This is a genomic window from Pseudomonas sp. EpS/L25 (assembly GCF_001512295.1).
GTDB lineage: Bacteria > Pseudomonadota > Gammaproteobacteria > Pseudomonadales > Pseudomonadaceae > Chryseomonas.
The window spans coordinates 49,110-71,767 of record NZ_LNUP01000002.1 but is presented as its reverse complement, the minus strand read 5'-3'; the positions used below and the strand labels follow the sequence as shown (position 1 = coordinate 71,767).

General features: G+C 66.0%; 27 protein-coding genes and 1 tRNA gene. 22 read left to right on the top strand and 6 right to left on the bottom strand.

What is annotated here, in order from left to right; genetic code table 11:
- Positions 1-97 precede the first annotated feature (97 nt).
- Both AR540_RS01625 and AR540_RS01620 read right to left on the bottom strand, forming a co-directional pair.
- On the bottom strand, positions 98-322 hold the full coding sequence (locus tag AR540_RS01625) for a hypothetical protein (protein WP_059226118.1): 225 nt from the start codon (positions 320-322) through the stop codon (positions 98-100).
- Positions 323-587: 265 nt separating this feature from the next.
- Positions 588-1,469, bottom strand: a complete 882-nt coding sequence (locus AR540_RS01620) for a polyprenyl synthetase family protein (protein WP_059226117.1) — start codon at positions 1,467-1,469, stop codon at positions 588-590.
- A 136-nt stretch (positions 1,470-1,605) separates the two neighbouring features.
- Between AR540_RS01620 and fni the strand changes: the two genes are divergently transcribed.
- The 6 genes from fni to AR540_RS01590 all read left to right on the top strand — a co-directional run bounded on the left by fni (position 1,606) and on the right by AR540_RS01590 (position 8,383).
- The gene (fni, locus tag AR540_RS01615) at positions 1,606-2,655 is read left to right on the top strand and encodes a type 2 isopentenyl-diphosphate Delta-isomerase (RefSeq protein WP_059226116.1); all 1,050 of its coding nucleotides are present in this window, start codon (positions 1,606-1,608) and stop codon (positions 2,653-2,655) included.
- A gap of 26 nt (positions 2,656-2,681) precedes the next feature.
- Complete coding sequence (locus tag AR540_RS01610) at positions 2,682-3,950, top strand: nucleotide disphospho-sugar-binding domain-containing protein (protein WP_059227887.1); 1,269 nt, start codon at positions 2,682-2,684, stop codon at positions 3,948-3,950.
- A complete protein-coding gene (gene crtY, locus AR540_RS01605) occupies positions 3,940-5,106 on the top strand; it encodes a lycopene beta-cyclase CrtY (RefSeq protein ID WP_059226115.1) in 1,167 nt (388 codons plus the stop codon). The genes AR540_RS01610 and crtY overlap by 11 nt, the downstream gene beginning before the upstream one ends.
- Positions 5,103-6,599 (top strand): phytoene desaturase, encoded by a 1,497-nt coding sequence (locus AR540_RS01600; protein WP_059226114.1) that lies wholly within the window; start codon positions 5,103-5,105, stop codon positions 6,597-6,599. The genes crtY and AR540_RS01600 overlap by 4 nt, the downstream gene beginning before the upstream one ends.
- A gap of 2 nt (positions 6,600-6,601) precedes the next feature.
- A complete protein-coding gene (locus AR540_RS01595) occupies positions 6,602-7,537 on the top strand; it encodes a phytoene/squalene synthase family protein (protein ID WP_059226113.1) in 936 nt (311 codons plus the stop codon).
- Positions 7,538-7,852: 315 nt separating this feature from the next.
- Positions 7,853-8,383, top strand: a complete 531-nt coding sequence (locus AR540_RS01590) for a gluconate 2-dehydrogenase subunit 3 family protein (protein WP_059226112.1) — start codon at positions 7,853-7,855, stop codon at positions 8,381-8,383.
- A gap of 39 nt (positions 8,384-8,422) precedes the next feature.
- On the opposite strand, the gene AR540_RS01585 is transcribed toward AR540_RS01590, so the two are convergent.
- The 4 genes from AR540_RS01585 to moaB all read right to left on the bottom strand — a co-directional run bounded on the left by AR540_RS01585 (position 8,423) and on the right by moaB (position 12,180).
- The gene (locus AR540_RS01585) at positions 8,423-8,950 is read right to left on the bottom strand and encodes a sterol desaturase family protein (protein ID WP_082706878.1); all 528 of its coding nucleotides are present in this window, start codon (positions 8,948-8,950) and stop codon (positions 8,423-8,425) included.
- A gap of 268 nt (positions 8,951-9,218) precedes the next feature.
- A complete protein-coding gene (gene yegS, locus AR540_RS01580; protein WP_059227882.1) occupies positions 9,219-10,163 on the bottom strand; it encodes a lipid kinase YegS in 945 nt (314 codons plus the stop codon).
- A gap of 284 nt (positions 10,164-10,447) precedes the next feature.
- On the bottom strand, positions 10,448-11,644 hold the full coding sequence (locus tag AR540_RS01575) for a molybdopterin molybdotransferase MoeA (protein WP_059226111.1): 1,197 nt from the start codon (positions 11,642-11,644) through the stop codon (positions 10,448-10,450).
- The gene (moaB, locus tag AR540_RS01570; RefSeq protein WP_059226110.1) at positions 11,641-12,180 is read right to left on the bottom strand and encodes a molybdenum cofactor biosynthesis protein B; all 540 of its coding nucleotides are present in this window, start codon (positions 12,178-12,180) and stop codon (positions 11,641-11,643) included. Before moaB ends, AR540_RS01575 begins: the two co-directional genes overlap by 4 nt.
- Positions 12,181-12,270: 90 nt before the next feature.
- Here moaB and mobA point away from each other — a divergent pair, with 90 nt between their 5' ends.
- The 16 genes from mobA (at position 12,271) to AR540_RS01495 (ending at position 22,610) form a co-directional block, all read left to right on the top strand.
- Complete coding sequence (gene mobA, locus AR540_RS01565; protein WP_059226109.1) at positions 12,271-12,849, top strand: molybdenum cofactor guanylyltransferase MobA; 579 nt, start codon at positions 12,271-12,273, stop codon at positions 12,847-12,849.
- Between the two features lie 110 nt (positions 12,850-12,959).
- The gene (locus AR540_RS01560) at positions 12,960-13,181 is read left to right on the top strand and encodes a YgdI/YgdR family lipoprotein (protein ID WP_059226108.1); all 222 of its coding nucleotides are present in this window, start codon (positions 12,960-12,962) and stop codon (positions 13,179-13,181) included.
- A 76-nt stretch (positions 13,182-13,257) separates the two neighbouring features.
- A tRNA-Pro gene (locus AR540_RS01555) sits at positions 13,258-13,334 on the top strand.
- Positions 13,335-13,634: 300 nt separating this feature from the next.
- Positions 13,635-14,888, top strand: coding sequence for a tyrosine-type recombinase/integrase (locus AR540_RS01550; RefSeq protein WP_082706877.1), 1,254 nt, complete (start codon positions 13,635-13,637; stop codon positions 14,886-14,888).
- Positions 14,885-15,784 (top strand): hypothetical protein, encoded by a 900-nt coding sequence (locus AR540_RS25145; protein ID WP_153014147.1) that lies wholly within the window; start codon positions 14,885-14,887, stop codon positions 15,782-15,784. Before AR540_RS01550 ends, AR540_RS25145 begins: the two co-directional genes overlap by 4 nt.
- Before the next feature lie 97 nt (positions 15,785-15,881).
- The gene (locus AR540_RS24525; protein ID WP_082706876.1) at positions 15,882-16,094 is read left to right on the top strand and encodes a helix-turn-helix domain-containing protein; all 213 of its coding nucleotides are present in this window, start codon (positions 15,882-15,884) and stop codon (positions 16,092-16,094) included.
- A 134-nt stretch (positions 16,095-16,228) separates the two neighbouring features.
- Positions 16,229-16,549, top strand: a complete 321-nt coding sequence (locus tag AR540_RS24520) for an ogr/Delta-like zinc finger family protein (RefSeq protein WP_082706942.1) — start codon at positions 16,229-16,231, stop codon at positions 16,547-16,549.
- Positions 16,546-16,800, top strand: a complete 255-nt coding sequence (locus tag AR540_RS01535) for a helix-turn-helix transcriptional regulator (RefSeq protein ID WP_236711991.1) — start codon at positions 16,546-16,548, stop codon at positions 16,798-16,800. Before AR540_RS24520 ends, AR540_RS01535 begins: the two co-directional genes overlap by 4 nt.
- On the top strand, positions 16,797-17,048 hold the full coding sequence (locus AR540_RS01530) for a helix-turn-helix transcriptional regulator (protein ID WP_059226104.1): 252 nt from the start codon (positions 16,797-16,799) through the stop codon (positions 17,046-17,048). Before AR540_RS01535 ends, AR540_RS01530 begins: the two co-directional genes overlap by 4 nt.
- Before the next feature lie 32 nt (positions 17,049-17,080).
- A complete protein-coding gene (locus tag AR540_RS01525; protein WP_059226103.1) occupies positions 17,081-17,353 on the top strand; it encodes a hypothetical protein in 273 nt (90 codons plus the stop codon).
- A 518-nt stretch (positions 17,354-17,871) separates the two neighbouring features.
- The gene (locus AR540_RS01520; RefSeq protein WP_059226102.1) at positions 17,872-18,138 is read left to right on the top strand and encodes a hypothetical protein; all 267 of its coding nucleotides are present in this window, start codon (positions 17,872-17,874) and stop codon (positions 18,136-18,138) included.
- Complete coding sequence (locus AR540_RS01515) at positions 18,131-18,388, top strand: hypothetical protein (protein WP_059226101.1); 258 nt, start codon at positions 18,131-18,133, stop codon at positions 18,386-18,388. The genes AR540_RS01520 and AR540_RS01515 overlap by 8 nt, the downstream gene beginning before the upstream one ends.
- Positions 18,381-18,659, top strand: a complete 279-nt coding sequence (locus AR540_RS01510; RefSeq protein ID WP_059226100.1) for a hypothetical protein — start codon at positions 18,381-18,383, stop codon at positions 18,657-18,659. Before AR540_RS01515 ends, AR540_RS01510 begins: the two co-directional genes overlap by 8 nt.
- Positions 18,652-19,659: a toprim domain-containing protein gene (locus tag AR540_RS01505; protein ID WP_059226099.1), complete on the top strand. Its 1,008-nt coding sequence runs from the start codon at positions 18,652-18,654 to the stop codon at positions 19,657-19,659. Before AR540_RS01510 ends, AR540_RS01505 begins: the two co-directional genes overlap by 8 nt.
- Positions 19,656-21,446: a DUF927 domain-containing protein gene (locus tag AR540_RS01500; protein ID WP_059226098.1), complete on the top strand. Its 1,791-nt coding sequence runs from the start codon at positions 19,656-19,658 to the stop codon at positions 21,444-21,446. Before AR540_RS01505 ends, AR540_RS01500 begins: the two co-directional genes overlap by 4 nt.
- A gap of 399 nt (positions 21,447-21,845) precedes the next feature.
- Positions 21,846-22,610 (top strand): hypothetical protein, encoded by a 765-nt coding sequence (locus tag AR540_RS01495; RefSeq protein WP_059226097.1) that lies wholly within the window; start codon positions 21,846-21,848, stop codon positions 22,608-22,610.
- Positions 22,611-22,658 lie beyond the last annotated feature (48 nt).

Here is a 22,658-nt window from a genome sequence, read left to right as displayed (position 1 = left end):
CGAGTGGTAAATGAGCATTCCGACCGGGCTGGCGACCCAGGCCATTTTCAACGCGGTTTGGCCGACGCGCAGCAGATTTTGAACAGGCTCTTAGCGGTCAACCTTCCTCGGTGATCCCGGTGATGGTGATGCCATGGCGCTCCAGTAGCGCCACCGTAGGCTCGTCGTAATCCCGCGGGACTTCGCTGTCGTCGTAGTCTTCCAGGGCATCGTCGCGAACGATCTGGGCGATGCGCTCCATGTCGGGCTTCTGCTCGGCCTCGGTGGACACCACCGAGGTATTACCGTCGCTGTTGCTGTAGGCGATTTTCCACTTGGACATTTCTAGGCTCCTCTCTTGGAAACGGCGTTCAAGAGGTTAGAGGGCAAGATGCCGAGGAATTCGCCCTAAGAAACTATTCACGATCTCGCGAGCTAGAGACAAACAAGGCGCAACGACCAACGAGAGTAACAGCCAACGGCTGGCCCGTAGGGTGAGCGCCAGCGAATCAAATGCTTGAGAAAGCGCAGTTTACGACTGGTAAATGAGCATTTCGAAAGCATTTTCAACGCCGTTTGGCCGACGCGCAGCAGATCGTGAACAGTTTCTAACGCGGACGAAAGATGATATCGAGCAGGCCCGCCAAGGCGCCATCGCCACAATCCGCCGCGGCCAGGGCGTCCCGCGCCTGCTTGAGATGGCTCTGCAGCTGGCGCTGCGCATGCTCACGGCCCAGCAGGCTGACCAGGGTGGACTTGTCACCGTCCTTACCGGCGTCCTTGCCCAGGCCCTTGCCGTCGTCGAGGTCGTCGAGCAACTGGAAGGCCAGGCCGAGCTGGCAGGCGAAGACGTGCAGCGCCTCGCGCTGCTGCGCGGAGGTGACCAGGGTCAGGCCGGCCATGCCCAGGGCAGCGGAGAACAGCGCACCGGTCTTGAGCTGGTTGGTGAGGGCGATGGCATCGGCCGGACGCGCCTGCCGTCCCCCGTGCAGATCATGGTATTGGCCGCAGACCAGTCCGGCGGTGCCCACGGCATCGGCGAGCTGGCAAACCATTTGGGTCCGGATCTCCGCCGGTACTCCTTCCAGCCCGGCCACCAGGCGCAGGGCATGGCTGAGCAGGGCCACGGCGGCCAACATGGCGACGTCCTCGCCGTACTGCACGTGCAAGGTCGGCCGGCCGCGGCGCAGGCGGGCGTCGTCCATGCACGGCATGTCGTCGAGGAACAGCGAGGCGGCATGCACCATCTCCACCGCGCAGCCCAGATCCAGCACGGCCTCGTCAGGCTGACCGAGATCTTCGGCGGCCAGGATCATCAGCAACGGCCGCAGCCGCTTGCCGGGCGCGAGGACCCCGCTGCGGATGGCCTCGGCGACCGGATCGTCACCGGCCGGCAACAGCTCTGCCAGACGCTCGTCGATACGGGTACGCTGCCATTGCAGGGTGGCGGCAAAATTGTCTGTCGCGTTCGGCACTAATACGGTCGCCATGAGTCGAGATACTCCAGGTGTAGGACCGACGAACGGTCGCACCTCGGTGGATTAGGTCCTTCGCCAAGCGAACCCGTCGTCCCCTACCAGACCACAACGACCGACGAAAGGTCACTCAGGGCGGACTCTAGAAGACATGGTGGATTGGGAACTGGCAAGCCGCAAGAACGACCATCTGGATATCGTGCTGGATCCCCACAAGGCCCGCAGCGCCGTCACCACGGGCTTCGACACCCTGAGGTTCGCCCATTGCGCCCTGCCCGAACTCGACCTCGATGACATCGATCTCGGCACCCACCTGTTCGATCGTTCCCTGGCAGCCCCCTTGCTGATCAGTTCCATGACCGGCGGCCCCGAGCGGGCTGCCTTGATCAATCGCCATCTCGCGGAGGCCGCCCAGGACCTGGGTATCGCCCTCGCCGTCGGCTCCCAGCGCATCGCCCTGCAGCGGGGTGGCGACCAGGGCCTGACCGGCGAGCTGCGCCGGCTCGCACCGGACGTGCCGCTGCTGGCCAACTTCGGCGCGGCGCAACTGGTGGCGGGCTACGGCCTCGACGAAGCGCGGCGCGCGGTGGAGATGATCGAAGCGGATGCCCTCATCATCCATCTCAATCCGCTGCAGGAAGCCGTGCAGGCCGGTGGGGATCGCCGCTGGCACGGTATTTTGGGTGCCTTGGAAAACCTGGTTACACATCTCTCCGTGCCGGTGGTCGTCAAGGAAGTGGGGGCAGGCCTGTCCGGCCGGGTCGCCCGTCGGTTGCTGGACGCTGGCGTGGCCGTGCTGGACGTGGCGGGTGCCGGGGGCACCAGTTGGGCGGCGGTGGAAGCCGAGCGTGCCCGCGACGAGCAGCAGCGCGCCATCGCCCGCGCCTTCACCGACTGGGGTATCCCCACCGCCGAGAGCCTGCGCCAGGTGCGCGCCGCCTGCCCCCAGGCGACCCTGATCGCCTCGGGTGGCGTCCGCGACGGCATCGACGTAGCCAAGGCCATCCGCCTCGGTGCCGACCTCGCCGGCCAGGCGGCCGCCGCGCTGCCCGGCGCGACCCAATCCACCGAGGCGGTGATCGCGCATTTTCGCGTGGTCATCGAGCAACTGCGCATCGCCTGCTTCTGCACCGGCTCGGCCAACCTGGCCCAGTTGCGCCAGGCCGAGCTGCTGGACGCCAACGCGCTGCAACGCCCATAGTGAAGGCCAGCCGACCGGACGCCGCCATGCATGTCGCCCTGATCTCGCCGCCACTGCCGAGCCACTTGTCCACCCATCTGGTGCTGGGCGAGGCCCTGGTACAGCTCGGTCATCGCGTCACCCTGCTGCATCAGGCCGACGTCGGCGACCGCCCGCGTCCGCCCGGCGTCGACTTCCAGGCCATCGGCGCCGCCAGCCATCCGCGCGGCAGCCTGGCGCCCCTGCTCGCCCGCACCGCCAGTCGCCAGCCCTGGGCGGTGTTCGGGGTGATCGCCGACATGGCGCGCAACACCGACCTGTTCTGCCGCGAGGGCCCGGGCGCCCTGCGCGACCTGGGTGTCGACTGCCTGATCGCCGACCAGATGGAGCCCGCCGGTGGCCTGCTGGGGGACCATCTCGGCCTGCCCTATGCCTCCCTGGCCTGCGCGGTGCCGATGAATCGCGAGCCTGACCTGCCACTGCCCACCCTGCCCTTCGCCTATCCCACCAGCGAGCGCGAGCGCCAGATCGTCCAGGGAGCGACCCGGGTGTTCGACCTGATGATGGGCCGCCAGGGCAGGGTCATCCAGCGCCATGCCCAGGCCTTCGGGCTCGGCGAGCGGCGGACCCTGGACGACTGCTTCTCGCCCTACCTGCAACTGAGCCAGTGCCTGCCCGGCTTCGACTTTCCGCGGCACATGCCGCCCGCGCAGTTCCATGAAGTCGGCCCGCTGCGCTCGCCCAGCGTCCGGCAGCAGCGCTTCGAGCTGGAACTCGACCCGCGGCGGCCCTTCGTCTTCGCCTCCTTCGGTACCCTGCAGGGCAGCCGGCTGGCGCTGTTCCGGCGGGTGGCCCAGGCCTGTCGCCAGCTCGGTGCGCAGGTGCTGATCGCCCACTGCGGCCGGCTCGACGGCACCTCCGAGCGGCGCCTGCTGGACGACGGCGCCACCTGGGTGACCGACTTCGCGCCCCAGGAAGCCGTCATCGCCCGCGCCGATGCCGTCATCACCCATGGCGGCTTCAATACCGTGCTGGACTGCCTGGCCGCCGGCAAACCCATGCTGGCGCTGCCCATGGTGTTCGACCAGCCGGGCATCGCCCGTCGCCTGGAGCGGGTCGGCGCCGGTATCTGCCTGGCGCCACGCCTGGCCAGCCGGGCCCGCCTGACCCAGGCCCTCGGCGCGGTGCTGGCCGATCCGGCCTATCGGCGGGCCGCCGAGCGTTTCGTGCCTATCGCCGCGGCGGCCGGTGGCGCCAGCACGGCAGCGCGACTGGTGGACGGCCTGGCCGCACGAGGACGGGATCGTGCGTCCTGACCTGCTGATCGTCGGCGGCGGCCTGGCCGGTGGCCTGCTCGCCCTGCGCCTGGCCGAAACCCGTCCCGAGCTGGACTGGCGTCTGGTGGAGGCCGGTCCACGCCTGGGCGGCAACCACACCTGGTCCTTTCACGAGCCGGACCTGACGGCGCCGCAGCACGCCTGGATCGATCCCCTGGTCGCCTACCGCTGGCCGCGCTACGAGGTGCGTTTCCCCAAGCGACAGCGCCAGCTGAACAGCGGCTACGCCAGCATCAGCGCCGAACGCTTCCATGAGGTGCTGAGCGCACGCCTGCCGGCGGAGCGCCTGCTGCTGGGGCGCGAGGTGCTGCGGCTGCAGGACGATGGCCTGGTCTTCGCCGATGGCTACACCCTGGCCGCCGGTGTGGTGATCGATGCCCGAGGGCCGCGGCCCGATCCGGCGCTGTGGCTCGGCTACCAGAAATTCCTCGGCCAGGAGGTACGCCTCGCCAGTCCCCATGGCCTTACCGAACCCATCGTGATGGACGCCACCGTCGACCAGCTGGACGGCTATCGTTTCGTCTATACCCTGCCACTGGCGCCCGACCGCCTGCTGATCGAGGACACCTACTACGCCGATGGCGAAAGCCTGCCGGTGGAACGCCTGCGCCAGCACCTGGCCGACTACGCCCGCCAGCAGGACTGGACCATCGCCGAGGTGCTGCGCGAAGAACAGGGCATCCTGCCCATCACCCTCGGTGGCGACGTGGACAGCTACTGGGACCACGTCACGGCCGGTGCGCCCATCGGCCTGGCCGCCGGATTGTTCCATCCCACCACCGGCTACTCGCTGCCCGAGGCGGTGCGCCTGGCGGAGCACCTGGCCGCCCAGCCCTTCGACTCCAGCGCGGCGCTACGCGCTACCCTGCGCCACTACGCCCAGGGGCGCTGGCGACAGCAGGGCTTCTTCCGCCTGCTCAATCGCATGCTTTTCCTCGCCGGCCGCCCCGAGCACCGGGTGCGCGTCATGCAAAGGTTCTACGGCCTCGGCGAACCGCTCATCCAACGGTTCTACGCCGGCCGCCTCACCACCTTCGATCGGCTGCGCATCCTCTCCGGCAAACCGCCGGTACCGCTGAAACCGGCGCTGGATGCCGCCCTGGCTCGTCCTCCCCAGTTCAAGGAAGCAACATGACCCAAGGTAACGCGCCCAAGCGGGCCATCGTCATCGGCGCTGGCTTCGGCGGTATCGCCCTGGCGGTGCGCCTGCAGTCGGCCGGCATCGCCACCACCCTCATCGAGGGTCGCGACAAGCCCGGTGGCCGCGCCTACGTCTACCAGGATGCCGGCTTCACCTTCGACGCCGGCCCCACCGTCATCACCGACCCCTCGGCCCTGGAAGAACTGTTCGCCCTCAGCGGCCGCCGGATGAGCGACTATGTCGAGCTGCTGCCGGTCAGTCCCTTCTACCAGCTGTGCTGGGAAGACGGCACCCGCTTCGACTACGTCAACGACCAGGCCCGCCTGGACGAGCAGATCCGCGCCCTGGAGCCGGATGACGTGGCCGGCTACCAGCGCTTCCTGGCCTATTCCCAGGCAGTCTTCGAAGAGGGTTATGTCCGCCTCGGCGCCAAGCCCTTCCTCAAGGTCGGCGACATGCTCGCCGCCGCGCCGAAGCTGGCCCAGCTCACCGCCTGGCGCAGTGTCTACACCCAGGTGTCGGGGTTCGTGAAGAACGAAAAGCTGCGCCAGGCCCTGTCCTTCCATACCCTGCTGGTGGGCGGCAATCCCTTCGCCACCTCCTCGATCTATGCGCTGATCCATGCGCTGGAACGCAAGTGGGGCGTCTGGTTCGCCAAGGGTGGCACCCATCAGCTGGTCCTGGGCCTGCTGAAGCTCTTTACCGACCTCGGCGGCGAAGTGCGCCTGAACACCCCGGTGGAGCGCATCCTCACCGAAGGCAATAGGGCCACCGGCGTCTGCCTGGCCGATGGCAGCCAGCTCGAGGCCGACCTGGTGGCCTCCAACGCCGACGTGGTGCATACCTATCGCAAGCTGCTCGGTCACCACACCCATGGCGTGGTCGAGGGCAACCGCCTCAAGCGCAAGAGGCACAGCATGTCGCTGTTCGTCATCCACTTCGGCCTGAGCCAACCGCCGGTCGGTCTCGAACACCACATGGTCTGCTTCGGCCAGCGCTATCGCGGCCTGATCGACGAACTCTTCAAGGGTCCCGGCGTGCCGGACGACTTCTCGCTCTACCTGCATTCGCCCTGCGTCACCGATCCGTCACTCGCCCCGCCCGGCCACAGCGCCCACTACGTGCTGGCGCCGGTGCCGCACCTGGGCAATGCCGACGTCGACTGGAGCGTCGAAGGCCCGCGCCTGCGTGACAAGATCCTCGCCTACCTGGAAGAGCGCTACATGCCCGGCCTGCGGGCCAACCTGGTCACCTCGCGCATCTTCACCCCGGCCGATTTCCGCCAGGAGCTCAATGCGCACCTGGGCTCGGCCTTCTCCCTGGAACCCATCCTCACCCAGAGCGCCTGGTTCCGGCCGCACAATCGCGATACCGTCATCCCCAACCTCTACCTGGTCGGCGCGGGCACTCATCCCGGCGCCGGCGTGCCGGGCGTGGTCGGTTCGGCCAAGGCCACCGCCAGCGTCATCCTCGCGGAGCACGGTTAGCCATGACTGCCAGCCACGATGTCGTCGACCACGCCGAGCAGAGCATCGCCGTCGGCTCCAAGAGCTTCGCCGCCGCCGCCAAGCTGTTCGCCCCCGAGACCCGCGAGAGCGCGGTACTGCTCTATGCCTGGTGCCGGCATTGCGACGACGTCATCGATGGCCAGGAGCTGGGGCATGGCCAGGTCGAGGGCGACCGCCTCGGCGGTCGGGCGCGGCTGGCCGAGCTGGAGCGCCTGACCCGCGCCGCCTATGCCGACGAGCCCCTGCAGGACCCAGCCTTCGCCGCCTTCCAGCGCGTGGTGCAGCGCCACGGCATTCCCCTGGCCCTGCCTCTGGATCATCTGGCCGGCTTTCGCATGGACGTGGAAGAGCGCGTCTACGTGGAGCTGGAAGACACCCTGGAGTACTGCTACCACGTCGCCGGGGTGGTCGGCGTGATGATGGCGCGGATCATGGGCGCCGACGACGAGGAGACCCTGGATCGCGCCTGCGACCTGGGCCTGGCCTTCCAGCTCACCAACATCGCCCGCGACATCGTCGAGGACGCCCGCATCGGCCGCGTCTACCTGCCCCGAAGGTGGCTCGACGAACTCGGCGTGCCTCCCGCCGAGTTGGCGGCGCCGCAGCACCGTGAAGCCGTGGCGCAACTCGCCGAGCGCCTGGTACGCCTGGCCGAGCCCTACTACGACTCGGCGCGCCAGGGCATCGCCGCCCTGCCCCTGCGCTCGGCCTGGGCCATCGCCACGGCTCGCGGCGTCTACCGTGAGATCGGGGTACAGGTGCTGCAACTGGGCGCCCATGCCTGGGATCAGCGCGTCAGTACCAGCACCGCCGACAAGCTGCGCCTGGTCTGTCGTGGCGCCGCCCGCGCCATGCTGTCGCGCCACCAGCGCAACGAGCCACGCCCGGTCGACCTCTGGACCCGGCCGCGCCGCTGACGTCGCCCGTCTTGCGCCAGTCACATTTCTGCGCACCTTGGGGGTGCACGCCAGCAAACTTTTGTGCGATAAACGGGTCGGATCAAAGCGACCCTCCAAGAAGCTATTCACGCTCTCGCGAGCTAGAGACAAACTAGGCGAAAAAGCCTGAGAAAGCGCAGTTTACGAGTGGTAAATGAGCATTTCGAAGGCTTTTTCAACGCCGTTTGACCGACGCGCAGCAGATCGTGAACAGCTTCCACGGGCCGCGGATGGATGGATGCCCGCGCCAGAGCGCTGCATCCAGTAGTCAGCCTTCGAGTATGGGATTTGCACATGCACAAGACGGAAACGGCTGTTTCGCACGAACTTTTCGCTGCCCCCGCGTCACTCCTTGCCCTTGGCCTTTCCGGCACCGCTCAGTCCGCCTACAAACCCGAATTCTTCAACGCCACCCAGTGGCGCGCCCTGGTCGCCCTGTGCGTCCACCTGCAGGCCGATAGCGAGCAGGCCGATACCCGCCTGCCGGAATTCATCGACCGCCACATGCTCACCCCCTATGCCCATGGCGATCGCTTGAACGTCGTCGATCCCTTCGACGAGCAGGCCCAGGTCCAGCAAGGCGCCAATCTGCGCGACCTGCTGCGCGATGGCCTGGCGGTTTTGGATGCCTATTGCGTCGAGCGCCTGGGTGCTGGCTTCGCCGATCTGGCCGCTGGCGAACAGGCCGAGGTGGTCGCGGCAGCCTCCGCCGGCACCCTCAATCCCCCGGCCAAGGAATTCATCGACCTGCTGCGCAACGAGAGCGAACGTAGCCAGTACGCCCACTCGCTGTTCGCCGCCTACGACACACCCGCCGTTGCCTGACCCCGGTAAGCGCCTCCCAGGAGGCGCTCCCCTCCTCGCCTAGTCCACGCCTTCCTGCACCTGGTCCCGCGCCTTGCGTTCGCGTGAGGAGTCCAGCGCGCCACCGTGTATCTCGCGCAGCTGCCGCTTGAGTTGCTGGGTGGTGGGCGCCAGCAGGAAACCGAAGGACACGCAGCCCTCCCGCCCGTCCACCGCATGGTGCATGCGATGCGCCTGGTAGAGCCGTTTCAGATAGCCGCTGCGCGGAACGTAGCGGAACGGCCAGCGCTGGTGCACCAGGCCGTCGTGGGCGATGAAGTACAGCAGCCCGTAGAGGGTCATGCCGGCGCCGATCCACTGCAGCCGCCAGTAGCCCGCGTTGCCGAGGGCGATCAGCAGGATCGCCAGGGCGGCGAAGACGATGGCGTAGAGGTCGTTCTTCTCGAACCAGCCGGTGCGTGGCCGGTGGTGGGACTCATGCCAGCCCCACCCCCAGCCATGCATGATGTACTTGTGCGACCACCAGGCGAAGGCTTCCATGCCCGCCACGGTGGCCAGCACGATTCCCGCGTTGATCAGTAGCTCCAAGGTACCCTCCGCAAACGCCTGCTCAGAACCTGTTCAAAGTCTGCTGCGCGTCGGCCAAACCGCGTTAAAAATGGCCTGGGTCGCCAGCCCCACCTGGGCGGCCCCGTCGAAATGCTCATTTACCACTCGTAAACCCGAGCGCGGGTCCGATCCGCTTCCTCAGCCATTTGATTCGCTGGCGCTCACCCTGCGGGCCAGCCCTTGGCTGTTACTCCCGCTGGTCGTTGCGCCTTGTTTGTCTCTAGCTCGCGAGACGTTGAACAGGCTCTCAGGAAGTGGCCGCCGGGGCGGCCAGCGTGCCGGCGGTGGCGCCCAGCAGGGGCGAATCCACCGGCAGGTAGACCTGCAGGATACCCGGACGCACCTCGAATCTCACCCGCTCGCGCTTGACCGGTTCGCCGTCCAGGTTCATGTCCAGGCCCTCGGCGGCTTCCAGCTCGACCCAGGGCAGGCGTGCCCGCACGAACATCTCCTCGGTACTGAAGCCCTTGCTGAGGAATTCGCCCAGGGTGCCCAGCACATCCTGGGACGCCGGCAGGATGCCGATGTCGAGCAGGCCATCGTTGACCAGCGCCGTCGGGCAGAGCACGTGCCCGCCCCCGGCCTGGCGGCCGTTGCCGATGCCCAGGGCGAGGAATTCGCCCTCCCACTCGAAGCCCGGTCCGCGGAAGCGGCCATGGGCCGAATGCACCTCGGCGAAACGGGTCAGGCCGGTCAGCAGATAGGCCGCACCACCCAGCAGGCGCTTGAGTTCCCCCGGGGTGTTGGCGGTCACCTGGGAGCCGAAGCCGCCGGTGGCCATGTTGAGGAACAGCTGACCCTCGGCCTCCACCAGATCGATGGTACTCACCGGTCCATCGAGCAGCGCCAGTGCCGCCGCCGGCTCCAGGGGTACCCCGGCGGCATTGGCGAAGTCGTTGGCCGTGCCCAGCGGCAGCAGGCCGAGGCGCGCCTGGCTCTGGTTCAGGGCCATGGCCTCGGCCACCGCCCGCAGGGTGCCGTCGCCGCCCGCCGCCACTAGCGTCCCGTAACCCTCCCGGGTCGCCTGCGCGACGAAGCGCGCGGCGTCGTCTTCTTCCCAGGTCACCCGTACGTCGACCCGGTGACCGGCGGCGCGCCGGGCGAGGATCGCCTCGCGCACCGCCTCGTTGCCGGTTTCCTTGCCATTGAGGATGACCAGGGCTGCATCAGCCAGGTTGCCTGTAGTCGTCATGATCGTCGTCCAAGGTTGGCGCTGCGCGGCGAGATGGCGCCGCAGGCGCCGGGCGTTGCCCGGCATGCGAATCTGGAGACTAGGACTGTGCCCTGTCGGCCACGTTCAGTCCGACCGCCGCTGCGCTAGGCTCTGTACGAAAAATGCCTGCGCTCGGTGATGCTTCGTTGAAAAACGCTTCGGAATGCTCGTTTACCATTCGTAAACCCGAGCGCGGGTCCGATCCGCTTCCTCAGCATTTTTCGCCTCGCCTGACCTTCGCTCGGCGATTTTTCGTACAGAGCCTAGGGCTTGAACAATTCGGCCAGGGGAATGAAGCGCACCGGATCGTCCACGGCGAAGGTACGGTCCTCGCGAATCTCCACCAGGCCATGGGCCCAGGCCGCGGTCTGCAGCACGTTGGAGCCCTGGTTGCGGTGGGGCACGGCGCGGCCGTCCTCCAGGCGCGCCCGCTGGTATTCGCGGCGTGCGCCGGCGCGTGGCCAGTCGAAACCCGCCGGCACCTCGACACTCAACGGCGCCACCTCGATCTTGCCGGCACGCCGCAGCAGATAGGGCCGCGCCAGCAGGCCGAAGGTCACCAGCGTCGAGGCCGGATTGCCCGGCAGACCGATCACCGGGATGCCACGGAAGCGCCCACAGGTCAGGGGCTTGCCCGGTTTGAGCGCCAGCTTCCACAGGGTCAGCTCGCCCTCGGCGCGCAGGGCCTGGCCGAGGAAATCCGCCTCGCCCACCGACACCCCGCCGGTGGACAGGATCAGATCGGCCTGCAGCGAAGCCAGGCGTTCCCGGGTCTGGGCCAGATCGTCTGGCAGGATGCCCTGGTCCGACACCTCGCAGCCCAACCGCCGTAGCCAGCCGATCAGCAGGGCGCAATTGCTGTTGTAGATCTGCCCCGGCCCCAGCGGCTGGCCCGGTGCGACCAGCTCGTCGCCGGTGGAGAGCACCGCGACCTTGGGTCGGCGATAGACCTCGACCCGGGCGCGCCCGAGGGAGGCGGCCACCCCCAGCTCGACCGGTCCCAGGGCCGTGCCGGCGGACAGCACCTCGTCGCCCACCCTCACCTCGTTACCGCGACGCCGGATGTTGCGCCCAGGGCGCAGCAGCTCCAGGAAGCGCACCCGGCCATCGGCCAGTACCTCGACGTTTTCCTGCATCTCCACGCAATCGGCACCGGCGGGCAGCGGCGCGCCGGTGAAGATCCGCGCGCAGGTGCCCGGCTCCAAGGCGCCAGGCGCCTGGCCGGCGAAGATGCGCTGGGACACCCGCAGCGGCTCGCCCTGCCAGTCGTCCAGCCGCAGGGCATAGCCGTCCATGGCACTGTTGTCCCAGGGCGGCAGATCCAGGTCGGCGATCAGGGGCGCAGCCAGGATGCGGCCGTCGGCCTCCTCCAGCGCGACGCGCTCCAGCGGCAAGGGGCCGTCTTCGGCGGCCATGGCCAATAGGCGGGCCAGGGCCTCTTCCAGGGACAGCAGGCTCATCCGCGCGGCCCGCAGGGTTCGGCCTGCTTGAGGTGCGGCACGAAGTTGCAGGGCCGGTGGCGGTTGTCCAGCTGCTCGCCGAGGATGCCGTCCCAGGCGGTGCGGCAGGCGTTGGTGGAACCCGGCAGGCAGCAGACCAGGGTGCCGTTGGCGAGGCCGGCCAGGGCGCGGGACTGCACGGTGGAGGTACCGATGTCGGCTACGGAAATCTGCCGGAACAGCTCACCGAAGCCATCCACCTGCTTGTCCAGCAGGCAGGCGACCGCCTCGGGGGTGCTGTCGCGCCCGGTGAAACCGGTGCCGCCGGTGATCAGTACCACCTGCACCTGGTCATCGGCGATCCACTGCGCGACCTGGGCGCGGATCTTGTAGAGGTCGTCCTTGAGCAACACCCGGGCAGCGAGGAAGTGGCCGGCGGACTCCAGGCGGTCGACGAACAGCTGCCCGGAGGTGTCGGTCTCGAAGGTCCGGGTGTCGCTGACCGTCAGCACGGCGATGTTCAGCGGTACGAAAACCGCCTCGGCTTTGTGGCTCATCTGATCGATCCAGGGCTAGGATTAAAGGTCGTGTTATAGCACAGGCACCGCCTGCCCTCCCTCGACCCCTTCGCTTGCCACAGGTTCGCCATGCCCACTCCGACCGCTACCTCCATCCTCATCCTCGCCGGTGGCCGTGGGCAACGCATGGGTGGGCGCGACAAGGGCCTGGTGGACTGGCGAGGCCAGCCGCTGGTGGCCCAGGTACAGGCCGCGGTGCGGGCGTTGACCGACGACCTCATCATCTCCTGCAACCGCAACGCCGAGCGCTATGCCCAGTGGGCCGATCAGGTGGTGGCGGACGAGGAACCCGGCTTTCCTGGCCCCCTGGCCGGCCTCCTCGCCGGCCTCGCCGTGGCGCGCCATGACTGGGTGCTCCTGTTGCCTTGCGATGCGCCGCGTATCGACGCCGCTCTCGCCCTCCAGTTGCTGACCGCGGCCCAGGCCAGCCAGGGCCCGGTCATGGCGCGCCAGGGCGGCTATTGGCAACCGCTGTTCACCGCCCTGCCCCGCCAACTGCTGCCGGCCTTGCGCCAGGCCTGGAAGGACGGCGAACGCAGCCCGCGCGGGGCGCTGCTGCCCCTCGGCCTGACCGGCGTGGATTTCGCCGAAGACGATGCCCGTCTCGCCAACTTCAACGACCCCATGGCGCTGGACGCCGCCCCCTGATCTGCACCGCGCAGCAGCAGCAGAAGGCGTGACCCAGCGGTTCCGGGACGAACTCGGCTCTCCGCCCGCGGTCCTAAGGCCGCTTGGTTGCCAAGAAAGGAGACCACCTCATGAACAAGCACCTGCTTCCCGCCGCCCTGCTGGTCGTTGCCAGCGCCCTGCTCGCCGGCTGCTCCACGCCCAGCGTCATCACCCTCAACGATGGCCGCGAGATCCAGGCCACCGACACGCCCAAGTACGATGAAGACTCGGGCTTCTATACCTTCAAGCAGCTCGACGGCAAGCCGACCCGCATCAACAAGGATCAGGTCCGTACCATCAAGGAGCTGTGATTCCTGCCCGGCGCGTTTTTTTCACCTAACCCCTTGTGCTTGCATGAGTTTTAGGTAGAATGCGCGCCATCCATCACGGAGCGTAGCGCAGTTTGGTAGCGCGTCTCGTTCGGGACGAGAAGGTCGCTGGTTCGAATCCAGTCGCTCCGACCATTGCCTTGTTTCTGGTAGTCCCATGTAGTACCAGAAACACCCTCAAAAGCCCGCCCAGTGCGGGCTTTGTTGTTTCTGGTAGTTCCATGTAGTCTCTGGTCATTCCACCGCACCGTGTATGCCGATGTGTATGCCGCGGAAAAATTCGAACCGAAGGCATACAAGGATGAAGCGCCAGGACATCAAGCGTCGCCCCCTCTCCGACACCACCCTCTCCAGCCTAGGTTCTGTACGAAAAGTCGCCGAGCGAAGGTTAGGCGAGGCGAAAAAGGCTGAGGAAGCGGAGTTTACAAGTGGTAAATGAGCATTCCGAAGCCTTTTTCAACGAAGCATCACCGAGCGCAGGCATTTTTCGTACAGACCCTAGAGCCTGAAGCCGCTGTCTACCGCGAGCAGGATGGCAATGGCCTCTACTTCCGTGTCAAACCCAACGGCCAGAAAAGCTGGGAGCTTCGCTACAAGAAGCCCGACGGCAAATGGTCTTGGCTCGGCCTGGGTGCCTACCCAGCCGTGACCGGTGCTGCTGCCCGCGCCAAGGCTACCGATTTGAAAACGGAGGCCGCCAGCGGCAAAAGCCCTATGGTGACCAAACGAGAGCGCAAGGCCGCCGAGGCGCTGGCCGCGACTAACACCTTCGAGAAGCTGGCTCGCGAGTGGTACGACGCTCGCAAGCCGCGCTGGGAGGAAGGCACCGCCCGGCGAATCATCGGCGCCCTTGAGCTGCATGTATTCCCGGCCTTCGGGCCCCGTCCCTTCACCGACATCATGCCCATCGAGTGGATGGAGTTTCTGAGGGGCATGGAGCGAAAAGACATCATCGATCAGATGGGCAACGTGCGCCGCTTCTGCAAGGAAATTTATGACCTTGCCAGGGTCACCGGGCGGGCTACACACAACCCGCTCGAAGGGCTGCACAGATTCCTGCAGACCAAGCCGGCCGAGAACTATGCTCACGTCTCGCAACAGGAGCTGCCGGACCTCCTACGCGCGATGAGCGCCTATCCCCATGCACATGACATCCGCCTCGGCCTGAAGCTGCTGATGCTAACGGGGGTACGGCCGAGCGAACTACGGGAGGCCCCTTGGGCGGAGTTCGACCTAGAGGCCGCCATCTGGAATATTCCGGCCAGCCGCATGAAGAAGCGTCGCGATCACCTGGTGCCGCTGTCTCGCCAGGCGCTCGATCTGCTGGAGGGCATCCAGCAGTTGAATGGGCACTACCCGCTGCTCTTCCCTGGGCGCAACGACCGCAAGAAGCCGCGTAGCAACATGGCCTTCAACATGGCGCTCAGACGCATGGGCTACGAGGGCAGGCAGACGGGTCATGGCTTCCGCCACATCGCCTCGACGACCCTGCGTGAGCATGGGTTTCCTCGTGAGCATGTTGAGGCGCAACTCGCTCATGCCGAGCAGGGCGTAGCGGGCGTTTACAACAAGGCCATCTATCTCGATCAGCGACGAGTGATGATGCAGTGGTATGCAGATCATTTGGACAAGCTTGAAAAAGGCAATGTTGTTACTGTGAATTTCAATGCTGCGAGCCAACAGGGATGAGCACCTATCACTTTAAACAGTGGCTGTCTTTTGAAGAGGCAGCCGCGTGGCTAACTGACACCACGAAAGAACCGTTCACTACTGAAATGCTTGAGAATGCACTGCTCTCAAAGCTCATAATAGTTCATGTGTGGGCGGTAGACCGCCCGGAAGTCCATTTGGTTGGCAACTTCGATAGAGCGGTGATACGCAAGGGTGGGATGCTGCTTCGCATCGAAGCGGAGAGTCGCCCTCCGATAGACGTCAGCGTTCTAACCGATGAATGCATATTTGCAGGCCCTATTCCTATACAAGATTTTCTCACCTTCAAACTTGCCATAGAAAGAGACACCTCTAATCCACTCGGAATTACTGTGCTCGACGCTCAGGCTAAAAATTGGGTTTGCTATCCGCTCAAGAATGACGATATAGGTTCATTTAGTGATGAGCGCATCGTATACCTATTCCACCTAAGCGACTTGAAGGGTTTCGCAGATCAACTTCCACATCCGCAACCTATACCTACTGGACTAATAAAATACCTAGGGCTCAAACATCGCGGCAGTGATGAGATGGAGGTCGAGGCATCAAGCTATGTGGCAGGAAACGCTCCTCTTAGTTGGGATCTTCCTAACAGCGAAGCCTATGATGGCCGTGATCAGCACGCGACTAATGAACCAGCTTTGCGCGCCCTCGGTTTCGCTGCGCATCTGATAGCGGAGCTCGGTGCAAAACTGGATGCTTTGGAGACATTGCCAAGCCAGCATCTAGATTTCCGTCGTGGAGATCGCCCTAACGCTTCTCGGATCGCTGACGCCTTGGCGGACATAGCCAAGACAAAACGCCACGAGGGACACGGTGTGAGAGGCGCTGGGTTTAGGAAGCTGATAGCGCAAGCGCTGAAATCAGTAGATTGAGGTCCAAATCCGAAATCGGATTTGGGAAATTCCGCTCCAGCACAGCTATATCTAGCACCCTTCGCTCCGTCATCGAGAACGCATTACGGAGACGAAGATGCACTATCCCTCACCTACAGCGCATTGCGCTGACCTCTGGACGCCCCGCCGCGCAGCCCAGGCGCTGGGCGTCTCCCTTCGTACGCTAGCCACTTGGCGCAGCACTGGCCGCCACGACCTGCCGTTCCTCAAAGTCGGGCGCCTGGTGCGCTATCGCGAGCAGGACGTCGCCCGCTGGCTGGAAACTCGCCGCCAGGGAGGTGCCGAATGACCCTCTCCAGCCCCCAGCACAGCATGCTCTTCCCTCTGACTACTTGTGGCAGCGCTCGCTACAAATCCGCCGCATATCGTTCCTCAGCAGTCCAAGGGAAGCTTGGCACGTCCAGAATCCAAGGCATGCCAACCATGACCAACATTCCCAAATCCACCCGAAACAACACGCCGCGGCGCCGGTGCCCGGACTGCGGTGCCTCCCTGGTGAAACGTAGCTCGACGAGCAAGCACCCGCTTTTGTCGCGCACCTTCCTTATCTGCCGGAACCCGGTCTGCGGCGCGACCTTCCTGGGCATCGACGAGATCACCCATCGCCTGAGCCCATCCAGTCAGCCGAGTCCTGATGTCACCCTTCCCTATGCGCCGAGCGCCCTTCGCCGAGCAGCACTGGACGACCTCAAGCAGGATGCCGAAGCGGCTCGCCCCGGCCAGGCAGAGGGAGACGTAGCGTGAGCACGAATTCCAACAAACAACATGTCAGCCTCAGCCAGGAATCGCTGCGGTTCGTGCGTATGCCCGAGCTGCTCGCCTTGACCTGCCTTTCCCGCACCACGGCGCATCGCCTGATGAAGACAGATCCGACCTTCCCCAAGCCGGTGAAACTCAGCGATAGCACAGCCCGGAACGCCCCGGTGGGGTTCGTCCTGAGCGAGGTGCAGGCGTGGATTCAAGGCCGCATCGCTGCCAGGGAGCAACGTGCATGAGCAAGCCGGCACAGAGCGCATTCCGCCCCATCGAGCGCATCAACCTGGGCAATCGCCTGCTGCGGCGCCGCGAGGTGGAACTCAAGACCGGCAAAAGCCGGGCTGCGATCTATGCCGACATTCGTGCCGGCACCTTCCCGGAGCCGGTCCCCATCGGCCGGAGCAGCGTCGCGTGGCTGGAAGCGGAAATCGATCAGTGGATCGCCGAACGCCTCGCCGAGCGAAAGCTCATCAGCGCTGCGCCCTAGGCCTAGCAGTCCCCTACCCTCGGAGATCCACCATGAACCGCTGCACCCTGACCATCGACAACCAGTCCATCACCTTCGCCGTGGAAGACCTCGCCAGCATCGAAAGCGCCCTCTTTGACGCAGCGCGCAAGCCCGGCGAGCAGACCTTCCGCCGCCTGGGCCCGAGCCGTGTGGGTGCCAAGATCGAGCTGAACGTATCTGGCACTGCCAACGGCGGCCAGCACACCGCCAACGGCCTGCCAGGCGGTGCCCTGATCTTCAACCAGACCAGCGTCGACACCCCGGTCATCCTGACCGACTGCTGATCCACCCCCGCTTCCCTTCCTGAATCCATACGCATACGCCGCCGGGCTTGCTCGGCGGAGAGGAGTTTTGCATGTCTCAGAAAAGACAAAGCCCCGGCAAGCGCGCCAACGCTGCCAGGGCTCAGAACCAATCAATTCGCACCCGCAAGGCTACCACAGCCCTGGGCGTTTTCAGCCGTTCGGCCCGTGCGGCCAGCGCCGCCGTACTGCACGACCTGTTACAGGTACAGCACGCTCAAGCCTTGCCAAGCCTTCCGAGGACAGCCTATAGTCATGACGTCGCGGCAAAATCCGCGACCGGGTTTGGCGACCCGATCAACTCTAGGCGCACAGGCGCCCACCATCCCATTGCAGGCGCTTTTTTTGTGCTCGCAATGCCGTGTTATGGCGGTCGTGCGCGGGAGACCGAAAGGTCTGCCGGGTTCCTAGAGTCCCGGTTCGCCAACCTGCGCACGGCTGCCACCCAAAATCGTTTGGCGACGGTTCGTGGCAGCTCCCCAACTCTAGGAGCCCCACCCATGAAGCGTTCGCACGCCCTCAATCCGTCCCCCCGTTGCATCGGCGTCGCCGCACACAAGGCCATGGCCTTGGCTGCCCTGCACGCAAACTCCAGCCTTTCTACTCGTCTCGCCCGCTACAACCACCACATGCAGCGCGCTCGCGCCCTCGAGGCCAGCCTCGCGCCGGCTGCCGCTGCTACCGCCACCACCCTCTCCATTTCTTCCGCCACGCCTACCGTCGTCACCCCGGTGGCCACCGCCGTCCTGGAGGTGCGCCATGGCTGATTCCATCAATGCCCTCCACCAGCTGCTGATCGAGTTGGCCAATCCGGCCGGCCAGTCACCGTCGCGGCCCGCCCTCGAGGCGATGCTCGATGCCGTCGACGCCCTCAACCACCAACCCGGCGTCGCTGACCAGCTGCGCGCCGAGGTTCACGCCGCCGAGCAGGCTGGCCAGCTCCACATCCGCCAGGTGCCGCTCTCGCTGCTGCGCCTGCTCCTGGCCATGGTGCAGACGGGGGCCGGCCATGAGTAACCTCATTCCGCTGACCCTCAACCCGACCTATGCCTCGGTCCTGCTGGTGGATACCACGCCGGGCTTTGCTGCCCTGGTGGACTGCGCCGAGCAGCGCCTCACCGCTGCCTATGGCCTGGTCGATAGCCTGACCTGCATGAACACCAAGAACGCCGCCAGCCAGGACTTGCTCAACGTCGCCGAGGTGGTTCGCATCCTGTTGGCCGATGCCACGGATCTCTACAAGGCAGCGCGCACCGTCGGCCTGCATGGGGAGGTGGCCCATGGCTGAGAGTCGCATCCCCGACCTAATCCGCCAGGCTGCGCTGCACGCGCTGGCCAACGCCACCACCCTCCTCCCTGAGTGGTTGCCGAAAGGCGGTCGCCAGGGTCGCGAGTGGGTGGCGCCCAATGCCGCACGCGGCGACCGCCAGGCCGGCTCTTTTGGCGTCTCCCTGGACAGCGGTAAGTGGAACGACTTCGCCGACAGCGCCGCCCACGGCGGCGACCTGGTGTCGCTGCTGGCCTACCTGCGCGGCTGCCGCCAGGGCGACGCGGCGCGGGAGATCGATCAACGCCTAGGCCTGGGCCTATTCGAAGCGCTCGCCAGGGGGGATGGCCAACCCTCGGCCGACGCCCTGGCCACCCGCCAGCGCCTCGAGCAGCAACAGCGCGACGCTGAGGCGCAGCTGCACGACAAGCAGACCGCTGCGGCGCGCCAGGCGGCCTTGCTCTGGCAGCACGGCAAGCCGGTGGATCGACTGCATACCTACCTGCAGGCCAAGCAGGTAGAACCGTTCGGACTGCGCCAGATCTCGCATGGCCGGCTGGCCGTACCCCTGGTCCTGGGCGGGCGCCTGGTCAACCTGCAAATCATCGATGGCCAGGGCAACAAGCGCTTCCTGGCCGGCGGTCGTGTGCAGGGCTGCTATTGCCCGCTGGGCAAGGTCCAGAACGGCGCCCGGCTGTACATCTGCGAAGGCTGGGCCACCGGCGCCACCCTGCACCATCACACCGGCGCGCCAGTAGTCTGCGCGCTCAACGCCGGCAACCTCAAGCCGGTGGCCCTGGCCATGCGCGAGCGGTTCGGCCGCCGCGTCGAGCTGGTGATCGCCGGCGACGACGACCGCCTCACCCTGGGCAATCCCGGCCGCGCCGCGGCGAACCGGGCGGCGGCCACGGCGGAGGCCCTGGTGGTCTTCCCTGACTGGCCCTATGACGGCCCGGCCGAGCTATCCGACTTCAACGACCTGCATCTCTGGCAGAGCGGACGCTGGGAGGTGCCGGCATGAGTACGCCCGAAGCGAAAAGCGGCTTGAGCCTGGTCGGCGAACCCAAGGCGCCGGACCGTGACACCCTGGATCGGCCGTGCTTTGCCGTCTATGACCGTCCTGTATTCAAAGAGGGCAAGCAGTTCCGCGAAGGCACCTGGTATCACGGCGTCAAGCACACCGGTCCAGAGGACAAGCCGGTGCCGTTCGACTACTGGATCTGCTCGCCGCTGCACGTCGACGCCGAGACGGTAAACACCGAGGATGGCAGCATTGGTCGCCTGCTTAGCTTCCGCTATCGCGGCAAGCGCATTGAGTGGGTCATGCCCATGGAAGCCCTGGCCGGCAAGGCCGACGAGGTGCTTAAGGCGCTCATGCGCCAGGGGCTGGCCATCGAGTACCACCAGCGCCGCCACGTCGCGCCGTACCTCGCCAGCTACCACGCCCCGGCGCGGGTGATCGCCACCACCACCAAGCCCGGCTGGCACGAATCCGGCGCCTTCGTCCTGCCATCGAGAGTGATCGGCGGCGACAATGTGCGCTATCAGGACTCCGGCCGGGCGGTGAACCTCTTCACCAACAAGGGCACCCTGGCCAACTGGCAAGCGCAAATCGCGCCTTACTGCCTGGGCAATCCGGTGCTGATTCTGTCCGTGTGCTGCGCCCTAGCCGGGCCGCTGCTGGCCAAGCTGGGCATCAACGGTGGCGGCATTCACCTGGTCGGCGACTCCTCGAGCGGCAAGTCGCTGGCGCAGCTGCTCGCGGCATCGGTCTGGGGCAACCCGGGCACCTTCGCCGCGTCCTGGGACGTGTCCAAGGGCGGCGTGGAGATCGAGGCCGCCTCGCGCAATGACACGGTGCTGATCCTGGACGAGATCAAGCGGGCCGATCCCAAGCGCGTCCAGGAGATGGCCTATGCCATCGCCAACGGCATGGGCAAGAGCACCATGACCCGCGAGCGCGAAGGCCGCGCCAAGCTGACCTGGCGCGTCCTTGCACTGTCCAGCGGCGAGCGCTCGCTCTCCGAGCACGCCGCCATTGCCGGCAACGGTGCCCATGCCGGCGCGGAGCTGCGCATGGTGGACGTGAACGCCGGCACTCGCCCCTTTCGGGCGTTTGACGACGTGCATGGCCTCACCGGTCAGGAATTCCACCGGCTGCTGACCGATGCCGTGGGCCAGGACTATGGCCACCTGGGGCCAGCGTTCGTGGAAAGCCTGCTCAAGACCCCTGAAGACTTGCTCGATCGCTTCCGCCAGGTGCGCGCCACCTTTCGCACGGAAAGCTCCCAGGCCGGCCGGGTGGCAGATCGGTTCGCCGTGCTCGCCCTGGCCGGCGAATTGGCGGCGGAACGCGGCCTACTGGGCTGGCCGGTCGGCGCGGCGGGTAACGCCTGCCGCCAGCTGTTCGGCGAATGGCTCGCCAGGATGGGTGATGGCAACGCCGAGGAGCGCCAGATCTTGCGCGGTATCGGCGATTTCATCGCCCTGCACGGCGACAGCCGCTTCTCCTGGATCCACGCCGAGCACGCCGCGTCGACCGTGCGCGATCGGGCGGGCTTCTATGAGCTGATCGACGATCGCCGGCTCTACCTGTTCAACGCGCCCGCGCTGCTCGAAGCGGCGGCCGGCTACGGCAAGGAGCGGATCCTGCGCGCCCTGGTGGAAGCTAATGCGCTCGCCAAGGTGGATGAAGAGGCCCGCACCTCCCGGCGCACGAAACGCTATCGCACGCCAGGCGGAGGCAATGCTCGGTTCTACGTCATCGACCCCGAGCGCCTGGATGCCGAGGGAGAGAGTCAAGCATGAATCTCTTAGTAGATATCACCTTGCTGACTGTTTTCAGCGGGAACAGTGGGAACGTGGGAACAGGCCAGCAACGACGCGGGTTGCAGCGTTCCCATTTGAATTACGAGAGTGGGAATGTGGGAACACAACTCTGTTCAAGTAATAGCCTCCCTCCTCCCTCTGTTCCCGCTCGAAAAAGGGTGGGATCAAATTCCCACTCGAAAACCCGCATTCCAGAGCGGTTTTGTCCGCGTGCCCACGTTCCCGGTCGATTTGCGTTTTCAGACACGAACAAGGGTGTTCTGGCACGAAGTGCTTGACGCCTCTGGCTTCACTTGATCCACCAAACCAACCGCGACGGCCGGCCGTGCTCGAGCACGGTCGATCACGAGCAACCCAACCCCAAACGAGAGACACCCTATGAGCACCGAAACCCACACCACCGCCCTCCCCGAAGATGTCGCCGCCGCCCTGGCCAATCATGACCAGCGCAAAACCGAATACCTGGTCCAGCGTGAGACGCTGACCGCCCTCGGCAAGCGCCTGGAAAAGCACCGCGCTGCGGCCAGTGCCGCCCGTCACGAATCGGAGACGGCCGGCAGCGAATGGCGGGCGGCATTCCGCGCCGCCGATGGCGACCCAAGGCCGGAGATCTTGAAGGTGAAGCGCGCCGAGCTGGACAAGCGTGAGCTGGCCGAGAGCTACGAGGAGCTGGCAAGCGAGTTGGAGCCGAGCTACCAACTGGCGCAGCTGGATGCGGTGGATGCGCGCAAGCGATACGCCTACACCAGAGACCAGGCCGCAGCCCTCTACGAGGATCATCGCTTCGCCGCCGCGTCTGCTGCGATGTTCGAAAGCGATGAGGGCCGCGCCTGGCTGCAGCTGGCAGGACGTCAGCAGGCACGCCACCTCCGCGCGGTCCTAGGTGAAGGGATGATTGCTAGCAGCGATTGCGAGCAGGCGGCCCGAGGACGCTTCGAACGTTCGCTGGCAACGCTGGTGGACTCGGCTGGGACCGGACTGGAGCCAGCTGACGTAGATCCGCACGAGCAGGCGCTGCAGGTGCTTCCAGCCGTAGCCTACGAACTCACAGGCCAGGAAGCCTCGAGTCCTACAATGCTCGCCAGGAAGCGGGCCAACCTGCTCGCGCTGCTCGAGGAGAAAGGCGTGCAGCACAGCGCCTAGCTTTTCCTGGCCAGCGACAGGCCGCCTACGGGCGGCCTTTTGCTATCC